A 22,845-nucleotide genomic window follows, 5' to 3' on the forward strand; every position below is an offset into this window, starting at 1 on the left:
AAACGAAGAAGGCTGGACCGAGAAAATCGGTTCAGCCTTTTAAGAAGGCAGATTGGAGGAGTCGACCAAATGGGGAATACCGATAAGTTCGAAATGATTGCTAATACGTATGACACGCCTGAGAGAATCCACATTGCACAGGTATCGTCCGATGCGATTCGTAACTATGTAAGTGACGCGAAGGGCAAGACCGCGATCGATTTCGGCTGTGGGACGGGACTCGTAGGCATGAACCTAGTAGACGAGTTTCAATCGGTGCTTTTTCTGGATACGTCACCAGGGATGATCGGGCAAATGGAGCAGAAGATTGCTGATCTGGGCATTCAAAATGCAGAAACATTATGCTTTGACTTCGAGGGTGAAGGGTTATCGGTGCTGCGGGCGGATTATATCTTTATGGCTCAGGTGCTGCTGCATATCAAGGACGTGGAGTTCTTGCTGGCAAGGCTGTTTGAAGTGTTGAACGACGGCGGGCATCTGCTCATTGTTGATTTTGACAAGAATGAGCATGTCGTGTCCGATCTCGTCCATAACGGATTCCATCAGGCGGAGCTGGCGGGTATCATGACCAGAGTCGGGTACAAGAACATTCGGTCCGAAACCTTCTATTCCGGAAGCAAAATATTCATGGCGCAGGATGCGTCGATGTTCGTTTTTGATTCACAGAAGTGAGCGCTTGAAGTCATGCTTGGTGTTACTTAGTGAGATTAGAGAAAATGGCCATCCGCCGTAGGATGGCCATTCTTCTTATTTACCGCTTTTTTCATGACTCAGCAGCCATTCTTTACGTGCGATTCCGCCGCCATATCCACCGAGCTCGCCATCGGAGTTGATAACGCGATGACATGGGATGACGATCGCCAGTTGATTCGCGCCGTTCGCCTGTGCTGCCGCACGATAGGCGGTTGGTTTGCCAAGCGCTACGGCGATATCGGCATAGGAGCGGGTCTCTCCCGGCGGAATCTGCCGTAACTGCTCCCATACACGTTGCTGGAAATCGGAGCCGACAAGATGGAGAGGGGTCTTGAACTCCGTTAATGTCCCCTCGAAGTAGTCGGTCAGCTCGCGCTCAATGGACTGAATGGGCAGTGTCTGTCCAGGAATAATGGCCGCCTTCAATCGTTTCCTTAATCGTTCTACCTCGCGTTCCAACCCTCGACGGTCCACGAACTCCAAGAGATATAACTCGTTATCGTCCGCTATCGCGATCATAGGGCCGAGCCGTGTGTCCAGCCAAGCTGCTTTAAGGATGCGGCTGTCGTCAAACCGCGTAGGTGGCGCTCCCATAATGCGAGAGAAGGCATCGCGAAATCCGCTGCTCGAATCGTAGCCTGAAGCTAATTGCGTACGGATTATTTTCTCCCCCGATCGGATGCTCTTCAGAGCGAGTCCCATTCGACGGGCTCTCGCGTATTCAACAAAAGTCATGCCAAAGCGCTTCTTGAATTGGCGGCGGGCAGTTGATTCATCAATCGATAGTGCCCGGAAATCTTGCCCCTTCCATCGTTTCTCGGGGTTCTGCTCAATCGCCTCGACGAGTACCCGAATCATATCCGACACTTGATTCGGATGGGACAAAGGCCGGCAGCGCTGGCAAGGGCGGAAGGAAGCGAGAAGCGCCTGCTGCGCCGTTTCGTAGAACTCGCAGTTCTCGTACTTCGGCTTTCTAGCCGGACAAGTCGGTCTGCAGAATACCCCGGTAGACGTGACGCCCACGTAGAAAATGCCCTCATAGTCGGACTTCTTCTCGACAAGCGCTTTATAATATTCGGCTTTGCGTTCCTCGTTATGGATCATCATCGCACCTACATGTTTTAAGAATGAGTTCATTATACCTCGCACGAACGACGATCGCAGCCGAAAATCAGGCATTTATTTTTTTGATTCATGTGCAAAAAGGAGGAAAATAATGGTTGTTCAATGAATATGTACATGTAAGCATTCGCACGCGTCGGGTGAGATACCTGAGCCCGGAATTTAGAGGTTAAGGAGAGGGTGCTTTTGCAAGAAACAATCGCAATTGATCTGATTGAAGTGGCTCCTTTCAAGGCATTGGCAGTAAGAACAGGTATGACGCCCGATAAGAGCGGGACGCGGGCGGCGTGGAGCCAGCTTACCGCACAGGTTCCGCTTAATGATGAACGATTGACGGATAGTCCGTCCGCTTATGTGTTCATTCCGCAGGAGCAGTGGAGCGGGGAAGTCGATACGCTGTGGGTGGGGCTGGCGGTTCATGAGTTCGGAGACGTACCGGACGGCATCGAGAAACTGGAGATGGGCGGCGGGCTTTGCGTGAGCGCCCAAGTGAACGGTGATGAAGCCCATATGTGGCGCGTATATGAAGCGATATTCGGATGGCTGGATCAGTCGCCTGATTATGAGATCGATTCAAGTGAGGGCGTGCTTGGGATGGAGACCGTTCCATTCGAACCGCTGAATGCACTTACTGTTCCTTATTCGGAGCTTCAAACGTTTCATTTCACCATGCTGTACCCCGTTCGTAAGAAGTCTTCATAGATCTGATCTGAACTGAATAGTCGTGCACGCATATAGAAAGCTCCCTTCGAACCGCGAAGGGAGCTTTCGTCATTTTGTTATAATCCTTATTTTGCGGACAAATTAGGGTATAGGGCATTGACTCCGCCGGCGAGTCCTTGTTGGACATGGCGGCTGATATCATCGGCAACAATTTCATACTGATCCGCTTCGAGACCGTCGACTGCAATGCGCGCAATGTCCTTCGGATCGGACTTCTGCGCTGTAATATTAGCCGTCATGTCTGTATTCATGTAGGCCACGTGCAGCCCAGCAACTCGAACATTACGCGGCGCAAGTTCCAGACGCAGCGCATTCGTCATGCCCCACTCCGCGGATTTGGCTGCAGCATATGCACCTTCGTTACCGACGCTGAGCCATGAGAGCACGGATAGGACGTTTAGCATCGCGCCGCCGCTGTTCTTCTCAATAACCGGCGCAAAGGCGCGGACCATCGCTAACGTACCGAACACGTGCGTATCGAACTCCTTATGAATATCTTCAAAGGCGCCCGTCAGCAGGGAAGTTCCTGTTGCAATGCCTGCGTTGTTGATTAGCAGCGTAACGTCACTGGCCGTCTTTGCGGCAGCGGCTACGGATGCTGGATCAGTAATGTCGAGCTGCAGCGGAATAGCTCCGGGCAGATCGATCGTATCTACGTTTCTTGCGCCTGCATATACTTTTGCTCCTCTTGCCAGAAGCTCTGCAGCCAAGTTTTTGCCAAAACCACGGTTAGCGCCAGTAACAAGAGCAACTTGATTCGAAATATTCATGAGATAAGTCTCCTTCGCGTTTTAAAATATGATGCATATAATATATTATGAGCATCATATTATAGATTGTCAAATGTCACTGATTTCCTAACCGGATGATTGACAAGAGATATTATGATGACTACAATATTTTAAAAATCAGTATTGCAGCAAAGGATGAAGTACGATGCCCTATCCAGCAGGTCATAAGTTGAAAGTTCGCGGCCGGATCGTGGAAAGTGCTGCGAACGCTTTTCGATCGAGCGGTATTCGCGACATAAGCGTCCCTGTCATTATGAAGGGCGTCGGCTTAACGCACGGCGGCTTCTATTCTCACTTCGAGAGTAAAGATCAGCTTGTCTGCGAAGCTTGCAGCTATGCGGTTGATCATACGATTCAGCTGCTTCAGGAGGCAGTTGATCATGTGAGCAGCGGATCGAAGATCAACGCCATCATCGATTATTATTTGAGCGCGGAGCATCGGGATAATACGGAGCTCGGCTGTATTTTGCCCGCTTTCTCGGGAGAGATGCCTCGTTTATCCGAAGAGATACGGCAGCATTTCACGGCTGAACTGGATAAAATCATCGCTTTCGTATCTTCAATCGCCGATATCAACAAGCAGAATGGAACAGCGCTGCTAAGTCTTCTGATCGGCACAGTCATACTAGCGCGTTCTGTCAGTGATCTGGAGCAGAGCGACGGCATTCTGGCTGCGGGAAAAATCAATGCGAAGATGCTGCTGAGCTCCTGGGAACAAGCGTGACGAGCTAAAGCTTAGATATAGAGAGTAAGGAAGATGGCTGCCCATAGGGCGGCCATTTTTCGTTAGAAGGGAATTGTTTCGGCGAGGGCGAATAGATTTGAGGATATCTGATCAAAAAGCCAAATGTAGGAGGCGCATTCAGAGTTGGTACAGCAAACGACGAATCGGAAGGTTGTAACGATTGGCCTGCTCGCTGCACTGTTCATCGGGGCGTTGGATGCAACGGTCGTCAGTACAGCAATGCCTCATATTACGAAGGAATTAAGCGGGTTTAGCTTAATCAGTTGGGTGTTCTCGATTTATACGCTGACGATGTGCGTCGCGACGCCTGTCTTCGGCAAGCTGGCAGACCTGTATGGAAGAAGATCGGTGTTCACCGCGGGGCTGCTGATCTTCGCGATTGGCTCGATCCTGTGCGGAGCGGCGACGAGCATGACCGCCTTAATCTGGTTCCGCGCGTTACAAGGCTTCGGCGCAGGGGCGCTTACGCCGGTCACGTTCACGATTGTCGGCGACTTGTATCCGGGCGAGCAGCGCGCGAAGGTTCAAGGGATTTTCGCTTCGGTATGGTCGGTTGCGGGATTGCTCGGTCCGCTCGTGGGCGGAACGTTCGTCGACTACATCTCGTGGCGCTGGATTTTCTACATGAATGTGCCCGTGTTTGTCATTGCCTTCATTCTTGTTGTTGGATTTCTGCATGAGAAGTTCGAGAAGAAGGCGAAGAAGATCGACTTTATCGGCGCGACCATATTCACGATTGGATTAACGGCACTCCTCTACGCGCTGCTGAACGGCGGGGAGAAGTACGAATGGAACTCCGCGCTAATTATCGGCCTGCTGTGTGTCGCGGTTGTTTTCATCTCGCTGTTCCTTTTCGTGGAGATGCGGGTGAAGGAGCCGATGATGCCGCTTGGGCTGTTCAAGACAAGAGAGATTCGCGTCATCTACCTGCTCAGTTTCCTGGGCTTCGCCATCACGGCGGGCGTGATGGTGTACGCGCCTCAATGGATTCAAGTCGTACTCGGACATAGCGCGACGAACTCCGGGTTCACGCTCATGCCGATGTGCCTTGCCTGGCCCTTCGCCGCTACGATGGCAGGCAGGCTGATGTTCAAGTACGGCCCTCGGATCTTCATCGTCGCTGGCGCGGTTATCGTTGCAGCAGGCAGCCTATGGCTCATGCTGATTGATTCCGACTCGCCGTACTCGTACCTGGTCGGCATCCTCGTCGTGATCGGCTTCGGCATGGGCTTATTGACGACGCCGATTCTGGTTCTCATCCAGAATGCCGTGGATTGGAGCCAGCGGGGCGTGGCGACTTCGACGAACTCTCTGATGAACGCGCTCGGGCAGACCGTCGGCGTGGCGATGTTCGGCACGTTATTCAATAACGCGGCGGCGGGGCTCGACACGAAGCAGGTGGCGCATGGCATGCATGTCGTCTTCATATCGATCTTCGCGATATCGGTCGCGGTCGTGCTCGTTGTCGGTTTGTTGCCGTCGCAGCGCAAAGAGTCGGGGAAGTCGCAGTCGAGTGTGGCCGGGTAAGCGAATTAGCGGAAAAGAGGAAAAGCGGAGAAGCGGAACACATAAGCGAAATGCACAAGCGGGCCGTCCAGAAATGGATGGCCTTTAAAGTTTGGCTGGAAATGGTAATGTGGTGAATGCTAATGTAAACGTAATGGTCAAACTATCTGTATCAAAGGGAAGCGAGGAGAAACACATGATCAACGCAGCACACATTATCCTGTACAGCACGGACGCAGAGGCGGACCGGGCTTTCATTCAAGACGTTCTCGGATTTGCCGGTGTAGACGCAGGCGGCGGATGGATGATCTTCAAGCTGCCTCCTGCAGAGGTTGCGGTTCATCCTACGGATGGGCCAAGCAGTCAGGAGCTTTATTTCCTGTGCGATGATATCGAGAAAACGTTGGCGGAGTTAAGCGAGCGCGGTGTCTCCATTTTGGAGCCGGTCAGCGAGCAGAGATGGGGCAAGCTTGCAGCGATTCAGCTTCCTAGCGGTGCGAAGCTTCCGCTGTACCAGCCGCTTCATCCTGTAGCCCACAGCTTAGGGGAGGCGTAATCGATGGCTTGGAAAACGATGCTCGATGCAGACCACGTCTGCATTCGATACGACGCAGCAGATCGAAACGTCATCCTAGAGATCAACGATGGCGGGTTGCAGCCGAACTACGTCACCGTGCACTGCAACGCTGACGAGGTCAAAGAGATTGTTGAAGCGTTGCAGAAGACGCTTGAGGTTATGGCGCCACTTTCAGCTAGCTGAGAGAGGCTTTTCCCTCTCACGGCTCACAATTCCCGAGAATCCGGCGTCGAGAAAGGCTTTTCCCGCTATTCCAAGCGAAGAGACCGCACCCCCGTAATCGGGAGTGAGGTCTTCCAAGTTTAAGCTTTAATCGCCATGAACCGAATCCGTTTGTAATCGATGTACCAGGCTTCGTCGTGATATAACTCCGGACGCGCTTCGGCCTCGATTTTTGCAATGGCCGCACTCTTCTCCTCCGCAGACAAACCTTTGAAGAGATCATCCGCCAATCCCGTCAGCCATATTTTCAGTCCGTCATCGCCGTCCTTCATCCTGGTCGGTCTATCGAAGTGAACGGCGTACGTAACCCGGAAGCCCTGCTGCTCTAGAAGCGTGCTGTACTGAGCGATGCTTGGAAAGTACCAGGGATTCAATGCGGATGCATCGATTCCATAATCACGTTCAAGCACACGGCTTGCTGCTTTAACGACCGTCTCCACATTGCCTTGACCCCCGAATTCCGCTACGAACCTTCCGCCTTGCCTCAATGCATCCCATATACACGCAATGACTTTCTCGGGCTCCTTCACCCAGTGTAAAGCTGCATTCGAGAACACGGCATCGACCTCTTCTTCCAGCTTGAAGCTGGTGGCATCGCCTACGCGAAAGCGAAGCGCCGGATACTTCTCCTTTGCTGCGGCAATCATCGACGCAGATAAGTCCATGCCAATAACGTCCGCGCCAGCCTTCGAAATCTCATCTGCCAAATCGCCCGTTCCGCAGCCGAGATCAAGAACGGTCTCCCCCTGTGTGGGGTTCAACAGTTCGACCACACCTTTGCCAAACTCGGATACAAAATCCAGCTTCTTGTCGTAAAGCTCCGTCTGCCAGACATGAATTGAACTCATGATACGTCCCTCCTAGTACTTGGTAATTTCATTGTAGCGGAGGTCTGCTTATGCGTGAAATATATAAAGGCTATTTAGTTTATAATTTTCCGTTATAGAGGTACCTTTGAAAATATTGTAAGACTACGAGCAAACATGCTATGATAAAGATAACGTAAATTGAAAAAGGTAACCTAATTCAAATGCAGAGCGGGAATGAGGAGGCGACACGAGTTGAAAGACAAAACGATCAAAGTCGGTGTCTCTAACAAAGAAGGCCAGTTAGGTTTTGTATTTACGAGAGGAGGACTGCGAGAGGGATCTGGAAGGAAGAGTATTGGTGTGACTAAGAAAGTGTCGCTCACTCTTACGGATGAAATATGGGAAATGATCGAGAAACAATGTGCAGACAACGAACAATCTCGCTCGGAAGTGATCCGTACGATCTTGGAGTCCTATTATTCAAACTAATCCACGTTGAGGTTAGGTGAGACCATTGCTGGTTGAGATCGCAAGAGATACGCTGATGAACGCTTTGCAGCACGTCACAAAGGCTGTTGATGTCCATAATCCAATACCGATACTTCAAGGCATTCATATTCAGGCGCGCGCTGATGGCATTATTTTTACAGCTAGTAACGCAAGTATGACCATACGGGCCGAGTCCCCTCAGGACGGCGCAAGCGTAACGGTTCGAAGAACAGGCGCAGTCGTGATCCCATCACGGTATTTCCATGACGTTATTCGTAAGCTTCACGATGAACGGATTTTACTTGAAACGAATGAACAACTCATTGTTACAGTCAAGTCGGGGCATTCTCAAGTACGGTTATGTGGCATGGATCCTTACGAGTTCCCGTCTCTCAGTGGAGAACAGAGTGCACCTCGCAGACTGAGTATTAATAGTGCATCCCTTAAGTCCGCTATTAAACAGGTGGCGACCATGGCATCAACCTCCGAGACTAGACCGGTACTAACGGGAGTATCCGTAGAGTGTAATCATGATTCCATAACGTTCATTGCAACAGATGGGGTGCGACTTGCTACCCGTAATTTAGATGCAGAAGGCAACATAAGCGAAACGTTCCGTGCAATCATTCCAGCAAAAAACCTTTATGAGATGTCCAAAATGCTAAGCAGCGAGGATGAGATAACTGGAATCGAAGTGAGCAACAGTCGAGTAAGATTTGCTACGCATGGATTGAAGGTCGAGTCTGCACGTATCGAGGGGGCTTTCCCATCAATAATGAATGCAATCCCACAGGCGTATCTTTGTGAATTCACAGTAGAAAGGGCCCATTTGTTAGCGGCGGTTGAATGTGTAACGGTATTGGCAAGTGATAATATCATCAAGCTAGTGGCTAGTCATCATTTATTAAAGCTATTGTCCAGAACGCCCGAGGTGGGGGATATTGAAAATGCTGTTCCTCTAACGGAGATGAGCGGAGAGGGATTCGCCATATCAGTGAACGGCAAGTTTCTAACTGATATTTTGCGCCACAGCGATTGCTCAGGTGTCCGAGTTCGATATGCAGGTCCAACCAGTCCAATTGTCATCCTCCCTGATGATCCGAACATATCGGCGCTTTTCTTGGTTACTCCGGTGAGAACTCATAACTAGCCGACCAAACCATTTAAGGTTCACTAAAGCTTCAGGTCCCATACTGCATACATACGTGTATGGAGGGTGAATGATTTTGAAGAAAATCAATATCGTAAAGTTTGCGCTTGATCTTGTAATGGGCGTCATGTTCATATTGTTCTTCAGCGATGGGCGGATGGAGAATGGAACGAGCTCGTCTGCAATGCCGATGTCATTGTGGAATTTGAAGACAAGTCCCGTTGGGTTGCTTCATTCTTTACCTACAAGAACCTGACTGCCTTAATTGAGATAAACAGGGGGACGGGTGAATGCCTGCAGGGCAGATACTTTTGGTCGAGTGATATGGTGCTTGTCCAAGCGTGCAGCAGAGCAGAAATAGCAGAGGTCGTAAGCCACTTCGTTGAAGAGGATCAGTTTGCGGACATATTCCGCAGAATTCATCCGATTGATCTAGACAGCGAGTCCATATCGTAAATTCCATTCGACAATTTCCAATGAGAGAACCCTAATCTATCGTGGGACCACAGCATGATGCTTGCTAACACCTGGTATGGCAAAGTAATACCAAGGCATGCGAGGGCCATGCGAACCTAACGATAGGAGGACGTAATCATGAACTATCACTTCTTTGTAGGTAACGATAATGGGAACAGCGAGCATGATTTGATGATCGACGGTCGATTGATTCAGCAGCCTAATGTCAATTGCAGAGTGGACGAGCTGCCGTGGCGGGAGGAGCAGGTGCCGGAGAGCTTCATCAAGAATCTGCAGGACCAGCTTGTCGTCACGATCGACTCGCCTTCCGCTCAGCCGGGGATGTACTATATCGGCAAGTTTGCGCTGGAGAGCGGCGAAATTCTTGATAATATCCAGATCGGCATCGACTCCAAGAGCGAGATGGATCTGCCGGTTGTGAACACATTGGCGCAAATCGCCGCGGTCGCGGTGCAGAAGTCCTACGAAGAGGAGAAGAAAATCCCGGCTCAGCTCGACATCGAAGTCGATATGGCGACGGCGCTGCCGGTGACGCAGCATACGGACGAAACATCGGCAAGATTCGAGAAGCGGTTTACGTCAGGCCGGCATCATGTGACGGTCCATCTTGGCACGCTTCGCGTGTCGGTCAATATTGGTTTTCCGTTCGTGAAGGTCGTTCCGGAAGCGACCCCTGTTATTTTCACATTGCAAAAGGATGCTGCGGGCAATTGGCGGGAAGGCGAGATTTTTGCCGAATTTGCTGCCTCATATGGAATGGAGAAGAAGTTCAACGGAAACTTCTTTAAGGATAAACGAATTCTGCATGTCGATATCGGCGACGGGTCGACGGAGTATCCGATTACGGAGGGGAATCGCTTCCTGCGGCAGTTCGTGCACGGCAGCCATCACGGAGCGGGCTATGCCATTGAGGAGGCACTTCAAGAATTCAACCGACTGATCCATCTGCCGGACAGTCCGAGACAGTTCTTCAGCGACGTGCTCAAGAATCCGAAGCATAAGTACCATGCGCGTGCACTGAAGACACTGCGTCGACCGCTTGAGAGTCAGGTCAAGCAGATCGTGGCGCATGTGAAGAAGCAGCTGACGAAGGCGCGGAATGAGATCGATTTGATCTGCGTATACGGCGGAGGCAGCATTCTGATGCGGACGATTCTGTACCCGTACCTGAAAGAGCTATGTGATGTGCGCGAGATCAAGCTGTTCTACATTCCAGCGGAGTACGCTGTCGAGCTGAATGCAACGGGACTTGATGCTTTCGTACGAGGCAAGATCTATGAGGCGCTGAAAAATAAGGCGGAGCAGCCCGCATAATCGGGCGGAGCAAGCAGGTGATGTCGATGAAGAAGACCAAGCTGGCGGGCGAGAACATTAGCCTGAAGACGAGGAAGACAGAGGATCCGCTTGTCATGGCGTGGCTGAATGCGCAGACGAATCTGATGGATTCGCTTCGCTATCTGGTGGAGAATGAAATCATGCAGCACGGCGTTCGGAATCTGCAGATGTTTATTCCGATGGAGCGGGCGGGCATTCAAGGCCAGGGTCAGGGACAAGGACATGCTGCAGCATTCTCTAGCCCAGTGGCGGCTACAGCTGAGGAAGTTGGACAAGCACCAGAGGCAGAGGAAGTCGCGGAATTCGTGGGCGATGCTGGAGCGGCCGACCATGAGGATGGATTCTCCGATAATCAGGATGAAGTTGACGATGAGGATATTGAAGCTTGGAGTTAGTAGGACGTGGTAACACTGAGTAACACCGAGTATCATGAAGGCGTACTTGGTAACACTCGGTAACACCAAGTCATGCCAAGTAACACTAGGTAACACCAAGCAATACCTGCCGATGCTCAGGCCTTGCTCGGTAATACCTAGTCATGCCGAGGATCCTCGTGATCGCTAACGGTTGTCTTACCAGGTACCAAAAAAAGACTCAACCACGGTGGCTGAGTCTTTTTGGGTTAACCTAACATACATACCGTTTATTAAATTGTGTTTCTAAGCATCTTATACATATTGGCGACGTGCTCGTCGACCTCATCGCGCGACATGCGCAGTCGATTGACGGAAGTGCCGTAACCGATCTCTTCTTTGCCTTCTTCCAGCCCGTTGAAGATTCCATCGGCAAAGGCATCAAGCGGCTCTCCATGCACATGCAGACCGGTCCCGCCTAAATCCGTGTTAACGGCGGGAGGCGCAACCTCAATAACTTCGACAGATGTGCCGGCAAGCTGATGCCGCAGGCTGACGGTAAACGAGTGAAGCGCCGCCTTCGTGGCGGAATATATCGGTGCAATCGCGAGCGGCGTGAAAGCGAGCCCCGACGTCACGTTTATGATCGCAGCAGCCTCTTTGCCTGCAAAATAAGGCGCGAACAGCATCGCAAGATGGAAAGGAGCTTCAATGTTTGTCGTCAGCTCCTGATTGAAGTAAGCCCAATCCTGCTTCGCGTCCGATTTCAACACATGAAATCGCTGCTGGATGCCTGCATTGTTCACAAGCACATTAACGTCCGGATAATTCGAGGTGACCCAATCAAACAGCGCCGCACGTTCTGATTCTGTATTCAAATCGCTTGCATGCGTAATGAGTCCGGGCAGCTTCTCTTGCGCGCTTTGAAGGACATGCTCGCGTCGTCCCGTAACGATGACGGTATTCCCGGCTTTCATAAACCGTTCTGCAAAAGCAAGTCCGATGCCCGCGCCTCCGCCAGTAATGAGTATGGTGTTCCCTGTCAGCTTCATTCCAATCCCTCTTTCTCCTCATGTTTTCGCTTCGTATATCGTGCAATCTTCACGTCAATCCCGATTAAGGATTCAGTCATCAGCGCAATTTGAGCAAGCACGGCCTGCTTATGCTTGGTCATCATATCAAGCCGGCGGTCATTGGTGCTGCTGCCCTCTATGACCCAATCCACATATTGCTTAATTTTGCTTATTGGCATCAGTGTGTTCTTCAAACGCATTACGGTTTCGAGAAGGGCCATCTGGTCTTCTGAGAATAACCGTCTGCCAGCTCCATCGCGCTCCATTAGGGGGAGCAGTCCTTTCTTCTCGTAATAGCGTATCGTAGATTCAGGTATGTTAAGCTTGGAAGCAGCTTCGCCAATGGAACAGTACTTCATGATGGAGACCTCCAACTACTCTTTCGCGTCGACAGAGCTAGTATACGACTTAAACCTTGGTTCAAGTCAACAGGCAGGAGATCGCTTCGAGAACAACGAAAATATTGCGCAGGAGGAGGGATCGCCTATGAAATTTACAGCAACGCTAGAGCTTAGCAGAAAAACGGCTACTGGCATCCAGGTGCCGAATGAAATGGTGGAAGCGCTTGGCGGGAGCAAGAAGCCGGCCGTTAAAGTGACGATCGGTTCTTATTCCTACCGGACTTCAATCGGTACGATGGGCAGAGTATTCATGCTGCCTGTCAGCAAGGAGAACCGTGAAGGGGCGGGCATAGAGGCCGGGGACGAGGTTGTGGTCGAGCTTGAGCTGGACACGGAACCGCGCGAGCTGAGCGTGCCGGGAGATTTTCAGGAGGCGCTCAGTCGCCATGCAGAGGCGCTGCGGTTCTTCGAAGGCTTGTCCTACAGCAACAAGCGGCGGTTCATCCTGAATATTGAAGGTACGAAGAATGCCGACACGAGGCAGCGGCGCATTGAGAAATCGGTCGAGCTGCTCCGAGAGGGCAAGCTCCAATAATAGAGACGAAAGGGACATCCACGGCGGATGTCCCTTTTCCATCTCCCAACTTCACGAAGCTCGCTTAAAACCGCCCAACTGCCACAATGACCGCCAGCGCAATGAAGACCAAGTTGATCCCAACCTCCTTATACTCCTTGCGCGATAGGTGGAGCAAGGCGCCGAGCAGCACGACTGCGGCAAGCGTGGTCGCGGCAATGGGCGTCCATATCGGCGCGATTCCCGTCGCTTCAGGAAGGATGAGCCCGATCACCCCGATCAGCTCGGCTAGCCCGATGAAGATGACAAACGCTCGGGGAACCGTCCCTACCCATCCCCATTCCGACCTCGCCTTCTCATACTGAAACGCCTTCAGCCAGCCTCCGTAGGCAAAAGCCAAAGCTGCAAGCCCTTGGACAATCCACAATGTAATATTCATAAATGCTGCAAGCCTCCCGACTACTTTTTCGATACCCTCTACAGGTATAATAGATTGTAGTATTCGTATGCCGGAAGTAGGCACTTTATTTAGACTTGGTTATGAAAAAGTTACCGTGCATATCTCAAGGGGAAGGGGACGGCGTCAGTGAAGCAATACTGTAAGTTCGAGTCGGCGCTGAGCATTCTGATCGGCAAGTGGAAGCCGGTCATTCTGCTTCGGCTCATTGCGAATGGAACGATGAGATTCAGCGAGCTGCAGAAAGCGATACCGGATATCAACAAGAGAATGCTTACGCAGCAGTTAAGAGAGCTTGAATATCACGATATCGTGCGCCGGGAGGTGTACAGCCAAATTCCTCCGAAGGTGGAATACTCGATTTCGGAGTATGGCAAAGGGCTAAGCACCGTCCTGCAAGCATTGAATGACTGGGGTGCGACGCATGTCGAGCACATGGATGCTTTGTACGGGGAGGGCCGCTCAGAGTACGAATCAGGAGCGAGAGCAGAAGCAGAGGGAGGGGGAGCAATCTGAAAGCGAATCGGATGGAAGCCTTCAGTGACGGCGTATTGGCCATTATTATTACGATTATGGTGCTGGAGTTCAAAGTGCCGGAAGATCATGATTGGGGCGCATTAGTCGAGCTCGGACCGAAGATTCTCAGCTACATATTCAGCTTTGTTTACGTCGGCATCTATTGGAACAATCATCATCACCTGCTGCACATGGTCCGAAATATGAGCGGGCGGCTGATGTGGCTGAACCTGCTGCTGCTCTTCTGGCTATCTCTTGTGCCGTTCACGACGGCATGGATGGGGGAGAGCCATTTTGCAGGGACGCCGACGGCGCTGTACGGCATTATTCTAATGCTGGCGGCTTTCGCCTACTGGCTGCTGCAGCGCGCCATCATTAAGCAGCATACGAGCGATTCGGCCTTCGTGATGGCGGTAGGACGAGATATTAAAGGTAAAATATCGCCGTTCCTGTACCTGATCGCGATTCTTACCGCATATGTGAGTCCATGGATTTCAGGCTTCTTCTTTGTTCTGGTTGCCGTGATCTGGTTTGTGCCGGATAAGCGGATCGAGCATGCTTTGAGAAGCCGCTGATAGGTGATGCTATGGTGGTGAAAGCGACGTTAAAGGGAGGAGTGGCGGTTGTGGCACGTGCACTTTTTATCAATGCGGGCTCGGAGGGGCATATTAATCCGACCATTGGCGTCGTGAAGGAGCTGATATCGCGCGGGGAAGAGGTCGTGTACGTCTGTGTGGATGCGTATCGCGAGCGGATGGAGAAGACGGGCGCAACCGTGCTGACGCTGGACGATCAACGGTTCATTCAAGCTTTCGCGGGTGTTCGTCTGAACATGCAGAGCTTGACGGCGGAGCTGCGCGAAGCGGTAGATCAGGTGCTGGGCGACGAGTCATTCAAGACGGCTGCCGCGGGTATTAGAGAGTCTTTGGCGGCATCGGGCGGATATCGACAGGCGGTCGATGAGATTTTCGCATATAAGGTTGGTAAGTAAGCTAGAGTAGGGGGTGGGAAAATGATCACTTGGCGTCCGGAGCGGCTTGCGCCCTATGTCGAGAAGCTGGTCTGGCTCGGGAGCGGCAGCACGGCACCTTTCACGGTGTACCCCGATATCTATCCTGTGATGGGCTTCCAAAATATCGGACAAGTCGCGCTCGTAAACGGCGATGAGACCCAGCCTCTTGAACCGGCAGGTCTGACGGGGATTCACGGGCAACCCAAGGTGTTTCAGGCCACCGCTGCATACTCGTCGATCCTTGTCTATTTCCGACCGGAAGCACTCTTCAAGTGGAGGCTGTGCAGTCCGAAGGAGCTGTCGGATACGAGCGTTGCGCTTGCCGACTTGGGGCTGAACCGGGCGCATTGGGATCGGCTTCTCGACCCTGAGGCTGCGGACGATCCTTGGAAGCTGCTGCGCGTCATCGAAGAGCTGCTCTGGAAGCTTTTTAACGGGAATGAAGTTGACCTCTGGGCTGCTTGGGCTGTTGATCGGATATGCGCTGAACATGGCTCCATACGTGTGGGACAGCTGGCCGAAGAGTCCACGCTGAGCCGGAGACAGTTCGAAAGGCGGTTTGTCGAGCGGGTAGGCGTCACGCCGAAATCGCTGGCGCAGATCGTGAAGTTCCAGCGCGTCCTGCAATCGCTGCAAACGGCGGATCGGCTCACGCAGCTGGCGCATGATGCGGATTATTACGATCAATCCCACCTGATTCGGGAGTTTCGGAAGAAGACCGGAGCGACGCCGGGTCAGATGTCGCATTTGTACAATTGATCGGATTCCTTCACGGTTATACTAGCGGTAACCACGAAGGGAGAGATAGGGAATGAATATCGAAGAAGTGAAGCGAATCAGCAAGGTGTCTAAGCAGGAGAAATGGCCTTATCCACGAACGTTCCAGGAGCTGCAGGATGCCGGGGTTGCTTCCTACCGGACGTGCATTGCGGACAACCAAACCGTGTTTATGGGCGAAGCTGGAAGCAGCTCGTATGAGGAGCCGAACGATAAGTCGGCGGCATCGAGCTTGGAGGTAGCGGAGCAGTTCCAGTCCGACGCTGTCAGGAGAGGGCTCGCGCATCATAAGCAGCACCGGACGCCGTTCACGGATTTTATAAAAGACATGGCAGACGCGGGCGTGCACTATTACGAGGTAAATATGAAAGAGCGGACGATTAACTATACCAGCGGCAGACCTGGCGAGTCGTATGTCGAGGCGATACCGCCATTTGAGTAAACTTTAGGAGGCTATCCCGCAAGCCTGCGTTGTTGTGCGACTTGCTGGGCGGCTTAGTTTGCCCAGAGTCGGGTATTCCGACTCTCGGCCCGAGAGAGGAATCCACCGCTGAGAGTCGGCAATTCCGACGATCGGGGATTGCGCCGCCGCGATTGGCGGCTTTTGTCGTTGTGAGAGTCGGATTTTCCGTCTCTCAGAGTTCATATACAAGCCGCTTAGTTCCGTTTTTAATTCAAACGATTCTATTCATACTGCATAGTAACAATGCCAGCATATCCGGGGAGATTTTCCTTGGACAGACTTAAGGTTCTCACGTCTGTCGTCCGCGTCCCTGCAGCATTGATGAATTTGTCCACCTTAGCGAAGATGATCCTTCCGAGAAGCCCGAGTGCCTTCGTGCTGTAATGCATCGGAATCGCCACAGTCGCTTGCAATTGACGCATCACTTGGACGGCCTCTGGCCCGTCGAGCGTCATCCTTCCCCCTACGGGTACGATGAGAACGTCCACTTTGCCGATTTCTTTGATTTGTTCTTCGGTAAGCAGATGCCCCAGATCCCCGCAGTGACAGATGGTCAGTCCGTCGATTTGGAAGCGGAACACAATGTTTGGCCCTCGTTTCTTGCCGTTCACCTTATCGTGGAAAGTCTTGAACCCGCTAATGCTCACATCGCCGCGACTGTATTCCTTCGGCTCGTTCACGAGTAAGTAATCTCCTGAAGCAGCGTTAATTTTATTGTGATCGCCATGATTATGCGTAACGACGACAATATCCGATTCAATCGGAACCGGCATGCGGTAGCCAAGAAACTTATAGTAGGGATCGATGAGAATTCTTGTGCCGGCATCCGAAGTTAGTAGAAAAGAAGAATGGCCATACCATTTAATCTGCATCAGTAACGCACTCCTCACGTTTATGGCGATGGATTATATTAAGCGGAGATATCTCCACTTAATATTAAATATTAAACGGAGATGTCTCCGCCTGTCAAGGCGGTGGAGCATCGGTGTAATTATTATAGGAAAATTAACCCATATCACTCGGCTGACAAACCTATTTAAAAATGCTAGCATGTATTTTAATAATAAAAGGCAGATAACTATGCGAGCATGAAGGGGAAATAGGGTCGATGATCGAGAACCGCCGCCTGAAAGTCATCATGGAAGTGCAGCAGCACATGCTGCTATCTAACTTTGATCTAAATCGGTTTATGCAGACGATATGCGATCGAATGTGCCTATTAACAGAAGCCGATGGTTCTACGATTGAGATGCTGGCAGGCGATGAGATGGTGTATGCTGCCGTGAGCGGCTCTCTGCAGCCTCATCGTGGCATTCGGCTTCATAAGAACGGGAGTTTGTCAGGCCTGTGCGTAATGCAGAAAGAAATCTTGTACTCGAAGGATACGCAGCAGGACGATCGCGTCAACAAGGAAGCGTGTTTGAGAGTCGGCGCGCGGAGCATGGTCTGCGTTCCCCTGTTTGAAACCAGCAATTCTGTCGGCGTGTTGAAAATCATCTCCGGCCGTCCTAATGCGTTCTCCACCCGCGATATCGAGACGCTGCAGCTGCTATCGCTCGCTCTGGGCTCGGAGCTGGGCAAGCAAATCAACTACGACGACAAAGTTCGAATCCTGAACGATTACGAGCAACTATTGATTCAATTACGAGCGGAAATTGAAAGACGCGAGAAACTGGAGCGCGAGCTGATCCAATTGACAGAGCGCGACATTCTGACGGGATTACTGAATCGCAGAGGCTTCAGCGTTCGAATCCAAGACTGGATTAATCAAGCCGGCCAAGGGGAAGGCTTATTCGGCGTGTTCTATCTCGATCTGAATAAATTCAAGCAATGCAACGATACTTACGGACACGAAGTCGGTGATCTCGTGCTTGTCGAATTCGCGAATCGCATCAAGAATGCAGTTCGCGAGACCGATCTGGTCGCGCGCGTAGGCGGCGATGAGTTCGTGGTGGCGGCATGGGTGCAGAACGGCCACGACGGCCTGATGCAGGCTGCCGAGCGAATAATCGAGCAGATGGAGTCGCCAATGCAGATGAAAGAGCTTCTTCTCCCGATGACCACCAGCGTCGGATGTACGCTATGGGCAGAGGGCAGGACGGAGCTCGATCTCATACGTGTGACGGACCAATCCATGTATCTCGCCAAGTCGAGCGGCACCAATCGGATTGCGGTTGATGGGGAGCTCTATATTAGTTATAATAAATAAAAATCTCTATAACTAATAATGTCCATGCAACGCGCAAAAGGAGAGATGTACGCATGACGAGTCCAGCTTATGAACACGACATTCGGTTTCCGGCCAATATGGACCCGAATAAACGATATCCGGTTATATTCACCTTGCACGGCAAAGGGTCCAATGAGCGGAATATGTTTGGCCTAGTGGAGCCGCTTGCAGATGAATTCATTATTGTCGGTATTCGCGGCAACCTGACGCTCGGCGCAGGGTTTCAATACTATGAGCTGCACAGTCTTGGCAACCCGGTCCGGCTGATGTTCAATCAGGCGATTCAGCAATTGCAGCGTTTCATCCCGTATGCAACGGAGAAATACCCGATCGACGCGGCTCGGCGGTATCTGCTCGGCTTCAGTCAAGGCGCCATCCTGTCGATGACGCTTGCGCTTACGATGGGCGACCAACTGAAAGGGATCGTTGCGCTGAACGGCTACGTGCCTGAGTTCGTGAAGGCGGAGTATCCGCTGAAGAGCGTCCAGGACGTGTCGATGTTCATTTCGCACGGAGAATTCGACGGCGTATTCCCGGTTCGAATCGGCCATGAGACGGCGAAGTATTTCGAACCGCTGACGTCTAAGCTGACCTTCAAGCTCTATCCGATCGACCATGCTGTCTCCGAGGAGAATCAGCAGGATTTCGTGCATTGGCTGAAGAAGGATGCTGCGGTCGAATAAACACAGGCACTTCGTAAGAGAGAGAAAAAGAGGCAAATTCCTAGTCCTGCTTGCAGGTACGGGAGTTTGCCTTTTTTGTTTGGTTTTTTTGTTTTGGTCGAATTTACTAGCCTCGTATTTGCATTCCTTTCCCTCCGCTGGACCGTCTGGAATAGTGTTCTCTCAAAAAAATTTTGCCGCTGTGAAAAATAGCAGCCTGCTCAGTTGTATTACAAGTGTAAGGAGGTGCTTGAGGTGTACGATTCATATGAGCTCAATGAATCCGTGCGACGGGCCTTGGATAAATATTCGCAAAGCATGATCAAAGTCGCTTTTGCCTATTTGAAGAATACCGCTGACGCGGAAGAGGTCGCTCAGGATGTGTTTCTCGCTTATTTGCAGAAGCGTCCTGTCTTCCAAAGCAGTGAGCATGAGAAAGCTTGGCTGATCCGAACAACCATTAACAAAAGCAAAAACATGCTGAAAACCGGCTGGTTCAGAAGCAGAAACCCGGTTCCGGAAGACCTCAGCTACCTCCCAAGGGAAGAGAGCGAGGTTCTGCAGGCCGTGCTCTCTTTGGATAAGAAGTACCGGATTCCGATCCATTTGCACTATTACGAAGGTTATTCAATCCAGGAAATTGCGGTTATTTTGCAGGCAAAGCCCGCAACGGTCGGAACGTGGCTTGCTAGAGGACGCCAGCTCCTAAAAGAGAAGATCGGAGGCCTGGATAATGAAGAAATCAGTGTATAAATCAGCAATGTCGAAAGTGAAGACAAGCGAGGATTTTGAAGCGAAGACGTATCAGAAGCTGCTTGTCGAGATGGCAAAGAATGCTGGAACCTATAAAAACAAATCGAGGGAGAGATTTCATATGGAAAAAGCAAAAAAAAGAAAAGTGATGATCGGCTGGACAGGAGTTGCAGCATGTGCGGTATTGGCAGTAAGTATTTTCGCGTTGAACGGAAATGATTCGACTTCGCCGACGAATACGGCAGCAAACGTGACTCCGCCGCCAGCCGCGACTTCAACAAAGCCGCCAATCCAAGGCAAAGTAGCGGTTAATATCGACGGCACGATCTCGGAAGTAAGCGCGGACGGCAAGAGCTTCAAAGTGGGCGATCTGTGGGTAACGGTTACGGATGAAACGAAGTGGGGCAGCAACGAACCGACAGCGACTACGCCATCCGAGGATCTCCTGTCGAAGGAGTTTAAAGTGGGCAATCTCGTTTCCGGCTTCACATCGCAGGATGTAAGCGCGGGCAAAGTAAATGCAACTGTCATTTACAACAATATGGCGCCGCAGAAGGATAACGGTGCGACCGCGCCTACTAAAGGCGGCAAAATGGCTGCCAATATTAACGGAGAAATCACCGAAGTAAGCGCGGACGGCAAAAGCTTCAAGGTGGGCGATCTCTGGGTGACGGTATCGGATGACACGCAGCTGGGTATCGGCGGTCCTAATGCTGCTGCGCCATCCGAGGACCTGCTGCAGAAGGAATATAAAGTCGGCAACTTCGTATCCGGCTTTACAACAGACGATCTGAGCACGGGCAAAGTACATGCAGCTCGCATCTACAACAACATGGCTCCGCAAAAATAAAGAGAGATCGCGGAATGAACAGCAAGGGCACCTTTAACGGTGTCCTTCTTTTTGTATGAAGAAGTCCCGTTTACTGCTGCGATCAGCACGCGGAGCGGTAAATCGCATCGTAAAACTAACGGCAGCAGCTGCTAACCCTAGGGCGACAATGGTGCTCGCCAGCCACGGGTGATAACGCAGTGTGGAGGTCGCATCTAACATGACGCCGCCAGCCCCAGCTCCGGAGGCCAAGCCCAAATGAATGATGGAGGTGTTAAGACTAAGGACGAGATTGGAGGACAGTGGTGCCTGCTGAATGAAATAAGTCTGGATAGCGGGGCCGGATGTGAACATAGCCATTACCATAAGGGAGAGAAGCACGATTTCGAAGACGAGAGATCCTGTTGCTGTCGGTAGAATTGCTAAAACGAGGACATGAGCGACCATACTCGCTGTAATCATGCGAGCAGCACCCCATCTATCAACGCCATATCCGCTTAGTCGGGAACCGACCGCACCAACAATGCCGAATGCAAGCATCATGACGCTAATGTTAGAGGTTTTCAGATGAAGGATGTCTTGGAGATAGGATGTTAGATACGTAAAGAAAATCGAATTTCCGGACTCCTTCAAGAAAGTGAGAAACAAACCGCTAACGATAACGACGCTTCCGAGCACCTTAAATTGTTGCCTGAATGATACTGGTGCATCACCATCGATCTGGGGAAGGTGCCGGTAGATGATATAGGCAATTAACAAGCTGAGTAAGCTTAGAATAAGGAAGATGGCCCGCCAATTCAGCCAGCTGGAAATGATAATTCCCACAGGTACGCCAAGAATCATAGCACTGCTGAAGCCAAGAACAATAATGCTGATTGCACCGCCCAGCTTATCAGCGGGTACAAGTTTAGCAACTGTACCAAAGGTAACGACAAGATAGACTCCAGCGCTTATCCCTAAGATGATGCGTGAGATCATCAAGAGTACAATAGTCGAACTTGCAGTGGAGAGTATGCTGCCTAGGATAAAGATCGCAAGTGAGCCTAACAGCACTTTTTTGCGCTCCATGCGCGAAGTGAGCGATACGAAGACTGGAGTGCCAATGGCAAACGATAGCGAATAGGCTGTAATTAATTGCCCGGCAAGGGCAATGGAAATGTGCAAATCTCCAGCAATTATACGAAGAATACCAGAGACGACGAGCTCGGAGGTCGCCGTCAGGAATACCCCCAGAGCAAGAACATAAATCGCCAGTCGATTCATGATAATCCGTCCTTTCGTGGTCTTTTTTTCTGTTACTCGAAATAAGTTTCACTGCTGAGCAGAGAAAACTTATTTGCGATCTAATTGCAGTATAATGGGGTTACATTATTTTAGTAAGAAGGCAAAGTATTTGGATATAATCAAAGTATATGGACTTACTATACTTGAAGTAAGTGGGTGACGAATGGAGCCACAGAAGGAAGAAGCACAAGGGTATCCTAACATCTGCGCAGTGCTGCAGATTCTCGGCGCGAAATGGGCGTTTCTAGCGATCGCAGAGTTATCGAAAGGGCCAAAGCGGTTCAATCAGCTCCACCGGGACCTGGCGATTGTGAAGACACAATCGTTAACGGATGCACTGCGGCACCTGGAGCAGAACGGTATCGTTCGGCGGCAAGTATTCCCTACCGTACCGGTAACTGTCGAATATTCATTGACGGAAAAAGGAATGGACTTTCAGCTATCCCTACAGGAGATGGAGAAGTGGGCCGTGAAGTGGGGGGCCAAAGAAGAATGAATTTGCAGGTGGAACATGAGGATAGAAGGCCCCTCCGTGAGAGGGCAATGTCATTAAGTTAAGGTGTTGAACCAAATATCTATGCAAAGGAGCAGGTTATCGAAAGATAGCCTGCTCCTTTTTTGCGTGAAAAAGAGTAAAAGAACTTGACAAGCAGTTGAAAATGTGTGGCGAAGCCCCTTGAAAAAACGAGGAGGTTTCGCCCATGAATACGTACGCGAATTCACTAAAACAAAAGCTGACATCCCTTATTCAAGAAATGTCAGCCGCACCAGCACTGTATGTCAAAAACCCCGAAAAAGACTTTACGCGAAAGAAAAAGTTACCCTTTGAAACGGTTATGCAGCTCCTGATCTCAATGGGCGGAAACAGCCTATACAAGGAGC

29 protein-coding genes and 2 pseudogenes are annotated in these 22,845 nt (G+C 51.0%); 23 read left to right on the forward strand and 8 right to left on the reverse strand.

Features of this window, described 5'->3' with window-relative positions; all coding sequences use genetic code 11:
* Window positions 1-69: 69 nt before the first annotated feature.
* Window positions 70-672: a class I SAM-dependent methyltransferase gene (locus A8990_RS19705; protein WP_116190761.1), complete on the forward strand. Its 603-nt coding sequence runs from the start codon at window positions 70-72 to the stop codon at window positions 670-672.
* A gap of 75 nt (window positions 673-747) precedes the next feature.
* Here the strand turns inward: A8990_RS19705 and A8990_RS19710 are convergent, their stop codons facing one another.
* Window positions 748-1,830 (reverse strand): bifunctional transcriptional activator/DNA repair enzyme AdaA, encoded by a 1,083-nt coding sequence (locus tag A8990_RS19710; RefSeq protein WP_245996108.1) that lies wholly within the window; start codon window positions 1,828-1,830, stop codon window positions 748-750.
* A 171-nt stretch (window positions 1,831-2,001) separates the two neighbouring features.
* On the opposite strand from A8990_RS19710, the gene A8990_RS19715 reads away from it, so the two are divergent.
* Complete coding sequence (locus A8990_RS19715; protein WP_181909680.1) at window positions 2,002-2,517, forward strand: GyrI-like domain-containing protein; 516 nt, start codon at window positions 2,002-2,004, stop codon at window positions 2,515-2,517.
* Window positions 2,518-2,603: 86 nt separating this feature from the next.
* Here A8990_RS19715 and A8990_RS19720 read toward each other — a convergent pair whose 3' ends face one another.
* Entirely contained in the window at window positions 2,604-3,308 is a 705-nt protein-coding gene (locus A8990_RS19720) for an SDR family oxidoreductase (RefSeq protein WP_116190764.1), read from the reverse strand.
* Window positions 3,309-3,474: 166 nt separating this feature from the next.
* Between A8990_RS19720 and A8990_RS19725 the strand changes: the two genes are divergently transcribed.
* The 4 genes from A8990_RS19725 (at window position 3,475) to A8990_RS19740 (ending at window position 6,340) form a co-directional block, all read left to right on the forward strand.
* Entirely contained in the window at window positions 3,475-4,053 is a 579-nt protein-coding gene (locus A8990_RS19725) for a TetR/AcrR family transcriptional regulator (protein WP_116190765.1), read from the forward strand.
* A 144-nt stretch (window positions 4,054-4,197) separates the two neighbouring features.
* Window positions 4,198-5,601 carry an MDR family MFS transporter gene (locus A8990_RS19730; RefSeq protein WP_116190766.1) on the forward strand — a complete coding sequence of 468 codons (1,404 nt, stop codon included), beginning with the start codon at window positions 4,198-4,200 and terminating at the stop codon, window positions 5,599-5,601.
* Between the two features lie 175 nt (window positions 5,602-5,776).
* Window positions 5,777-6,136 carry a VOC family protein gene (locus tag A8990_RS19735; protein WP_116190767.1) on the forward strand — a complete coding sequence of 120 codons (360 nt, stop codon included), beginning with the start codon at window positions 5,777-5,779 and terminating at the stop codon, window positions 6,134-6,136.
* Window positions 6,137-6,139: 3 nt separating this feature from the next.
* On the forward strand, window positions 6,140-6,340 hold the full coding sequence (locus tag A8990_RS19740) for a hypothetical protein (RefSeq protein ID WP_116190768.1): 201 nt from the start codon (window positions 6,140-6,142) through the stop codon (window positions 6,338-6,340).
* Window positions 6,341-6,459: 119 nt separating this feature from the next.
* On the opposite strand, the gene A8990_RS19745 is transcribed toward A8990_RS19740, so the two are convergent.
* Window positions 6,460-7,227: a class I SAM-dependent methyltransferase gene (locus A8990_RS19745; protein ID WP_116190769.1), complete on the reverse strand. Its 768-nt coding sequence runs from the start codon at window positions 7,225-7,227 to the stop codon at window positions 6,460-6,462.
* Window positions 7,228-7,440: 213 nt separating this feature from the next.
* Here A8990_RS19745 and A8990_RS19750 point away from each other — a divergent pair, with 213 nt between their 5' ends.
* The 5 genes from A8990_RS19750 to A8990_RS31630 all read left to right on the forward strand — a co-directional run bounded on the left by A8990_RS19750 (window position 7,441) and on the right by A8990_RS31630 (window position 11,034).
* The gene (locus A8990_RS19750) at window positions 7,441-7,677 is read left to right on the forward strand and encodes a ribbon-helix-helix domain-containing protein (RefSeq protein ID WP_245996109.1); all 237 of its coding nucleotides are present in this window, start codon (window positions 7,441-7,443) and stop codon (window positions 7,675-7,677) included.
* Window positions 7,678-7,693: 16 nt separating this feature from the next.
* Window positions 7,694-8,827 (forward strand): DNA polymerase III subunit beta, encoded by a 1,134-nt coding sequence (gene dnaN, locus A8990_RS19755; protein ID WP_281272516.1) that lies wholly within the window; start codon window positions 7,694-7,696, stop codon window positions 8,825-8,827.
* 76 nt (window positions 8,828-8,903) lie between these two features.
* Window positions 8,904-9,083, forward strand: coding sequence for a hypothetical protein (locus A8990_RS31280; protein WP_147306836.1), 180 nt, complete (start codon window positions 8,904-8,906; stop codon window positions 9,081-9,083).
* A 338-nt stretch (window positions 9,084-9,421) separates the two neighbouring features.
* Window positions 9,422-10,618 carry a ParM/StbA family protein gene (locus tag A8990_RS19765; RefSeq protein ID WP_116190773.1) on the forward strand — a complete coding sequence of 399 codons (1,197 nt, stop codon included), beginning with the start codon at window positions 9,422-9,424 and terminating at the stop codon, window positions 10,616-10,618.
* Window positions 10,619-10,644: 26 nt separating this feature from the next.
* A complete protein-coding gene (locus A8990_RS31630; RefSeq protein ID WP_181909681.1) occupies window positions 10,645-11,034 on the forward strand; it encodes a hypothetical protein in 390 nt (129 codons plus the stop codon).
* Window positions 11,035-11,285: 251 nt separating this feature from the next.
* Here A8990_RS31630 and A8990_RS19775 read toward each other — a convergent pair whose 3' ends face one another.
* Both A8990_RS19775 and A8990_RS19780 read right to left on the reverse strand, forming a co-directional pair.
* A complete protein-coding gene (locus tag A8990_RS19775; RefSeq protein ID WP_116190774.1) occupies window positions 11,286-12,044 on the reverse strand; it encodes an SDR family oxidoreductase in 759 nt (252 codons plus the stop codon).
* A complete protein-coding gene (locus tag A8990_RS19780; protein WP_116190775.1) occupies window positions 12,041-12,424 on the reverse strand; it encodes a MerR family transcriptional regulator in 384 nt (127 codons plus the stop codon). Before A8990_RS19780 ends, A8990_RS19775 begins: the two co-directional genes overlap by 4 nt.
* Before the next feature lie 127 nt (window positions 12,425-12,551).
* Here A8990_RS19780 and A8990_RS19785 point away from each other — a divergent pair, with 127 nt between their 5' ends.
* A complete protein-coding gene (locus tag A8990_RS19785; RefSeq protein ID WP_116190795.1) occupies window positions 12,552-13,001 on the forward strand; it encodes a YdeI/OmpD-associated family protein in 450 nt (149 codons plus the stop codon).
* A 64-nt stretch (window positions 13,002-13,065) separates the two neighbouring features.
* Here A8990_RS19785 and A8990_RS19790 read toward each other — a convergent pair whose 3' ends face one another.
* Window positions 13,066-13,419 carry a DoxX family protein gene (locus tag A8990_RS19790; RefSeq protein ID WP_116190776.1) on the reverse strand — a complete coding sequence of 118 codons (354 nt, stop codon included), beginning with the start codon at window positions 13,417-13,419 and terminating at the stop codon, window positions 13,066-13,068.
* Between the two features lie 147 nt (window positions 13,420-13,566).
* Between A8990_RS19790 and A8990_RS19795 the strand changes: the two genes are divergently transcribed.
* From A8990_RS19795 to A8990_RS19815, 5 genes and pseudogenes are all read left to right on the forward strand, one after another.
* On the forward strand, window positions 13,567-13,953 hold the full coding sequence (locus A8990_RS19795) for a winged helix-turn-helix transcriptional regulator (protein ID WP_116190777.1): 387 nt from the start codon (window positions 13,567-13,569) through the stop codon (window positions 13,951-13,953).
* Window positions 13,950-14,528, forward strand: coding sequence for a TMEM175 family protein (locus A8990_RS19800; RefSeq protein WP_116190778.1), 579 nt, complete (start codon window positions 13,950-13,952; stop codon window positions 14,526-14,528). The genes A8990_RS19795 and A8990_RS19800 overlap by 4 nt, the downstream gene beginning before the upstream one ends.
* A 50-nt stretch (window positions 14,529-14,578) precedes the next feature.
* Window positions 14,579-14,833 (forward strand): annotated as a pseudogene (locus A8990_RS19805) (macrolide family glycosyltransferase); the annotation flags it as partial.
* 132 nt (window positions 14,834-14,965) lie between these two features.
* On the forward strand, window positions 14,966-15,724 hold the full coding sequence (locus tag A8990_RS19810) for a helix-turn-helix domain-containing protein (RefSeq protein ID WP_116190779.1): 759 nt from the start codon (window positions 14,966-14,968) through the stop codon (window positions 15,722-15,724).
* Between the two features lie 52 nt (window positions 15,725-15,776).
* On the forward strand, window positions 15,777-16,184 hold the full coding sequence (locus A8990_RS19815) for a DUF1398 family protein (protein ID WP_116190780.1): 408 nt from the start codon (window positions 15,777-15,779) through the stop codon (window positions 16,182-16,184).
* 242 nt (window positions 16,185-16,426) lie between these two features.
* On the opposite strand, the gene A8990_RS19820 is transcribed toward A8990_RS19815, so the two are convergent.
* A complete protein-coding gene (locus A8990_RS19820) occupies window positions 16,427-17,077 on the reverse strand; it encodes an MBL fold metallo-hydrolase (RefSeq protein ID WP_116190781.1) in 651 nt (216 codons plus the stop codon).
* Between the two features lie 236 nt (window positions 17,078-17,313).
* On the opposite strand from A8990_RS19820, the gene A8990_RS19825 reads away from it, so the two are divergent.
* From A8990_RS19825 to A8990_RS19840, 4 genes are all read left to right on the forward strand, one after another.
* Window positions 17,314-18,414: a sensor domain-containing diguanylate cyclase gene (locus A8990_RS19825; protein WP_116190782.1), complete on the forward strand. Its 1,101-nt coding sequence runs from the start codon at window positions 17,314-17,316 to the stop codon at window positions 18,412-18,414.
* A 53-nt stretch (window positions 18,415-18,467) separates the two neighbouring features.
* Window positions 18,468-19,118: an alpha/beta hydrolase gene (locus A8990_RS19830; protein ID WP_116190783.1), complete on the forward strand. Its 651-nt coding sequence runs from the start codon at window positions 18,468-18,470 to the stop codon at window positions 19,116-19,118.
* A gap of 234 nt (window positions 19,119-19,352) precedes the next feature.
* Window positions 19,353-19,850, forward strand: coding sequence for an RNA polymerase sigma factor (locus A8990_RS19835; protein WP_116190784.1), 498 nt, complete (start codon window positions 19,353-19,355; stop codon window positions 19,848-19,850).
* The gene (locus A8990_RS19840; RefSeq protein WP_116190785.1) at window positions 19,831-20,700 is read left to right on the forward strand and encodes a DUF5666 domain-containing protein; all 870 of its coding nucleotides are present in this window, start codon (window positions 19,831-19,833) and stop codon (window positions 20,698-20,700) included. Before A8990_RS19835 ends, A8990_RS19840 begins: the two co-directional genes overlap by 20 nt.
* A gap of 33 nt (window positions 20,701-20,733) precedes the next feature.
* Here the strand turns inward: A8990_RS19840 and A8990_RS19845 are convergent, their stop codons facing one another.
* Window positions 20,734-21,942, reverse strand: coding sequence for an MFS transporter (locus A8990_RS19845; protein WP_116190786.1), 1,209 nt, complete (start codon window positions 21,940-21,942; stop codon window positions 20,734-20,736).
* Window positions 21,943-22,126: 184 nt separating this feature from the next.
* Between A8990_RS19845 and A8990_RS19850 the strand changes: the two genes are divergently transcribed.
* The gene (locus tag A8990_RS19850; protein WP_116190787.1) at window positions 22,127-22,459 is read left to right on the forward strand and encodes a winged helix-turn-helix transcriptional regulator; all 333 of its coding nucleotides are present in this window, start codon (window positions 22,127-22,129) and stop codon (window positions 22,457-22,459) included.
* 205 nt (window positions 22,460-22,664) lie between these two features.
* Window positions 22,665-22,845 (forward strand): annotated as a pseudogene (locus A8990_RS19855) (IS4 family transposase); the annotation flags it as partial.

The sequence above is a fragment of the Paenibacillus taihuensis genome (assembly GCF_003386535.1).
GTDB lineage: Bacteria > Bacillota > Bacilli > Paenibacillales > Paenibacillaceae > Paenibacillus_Z > Paenibacillus_Z taihuensis.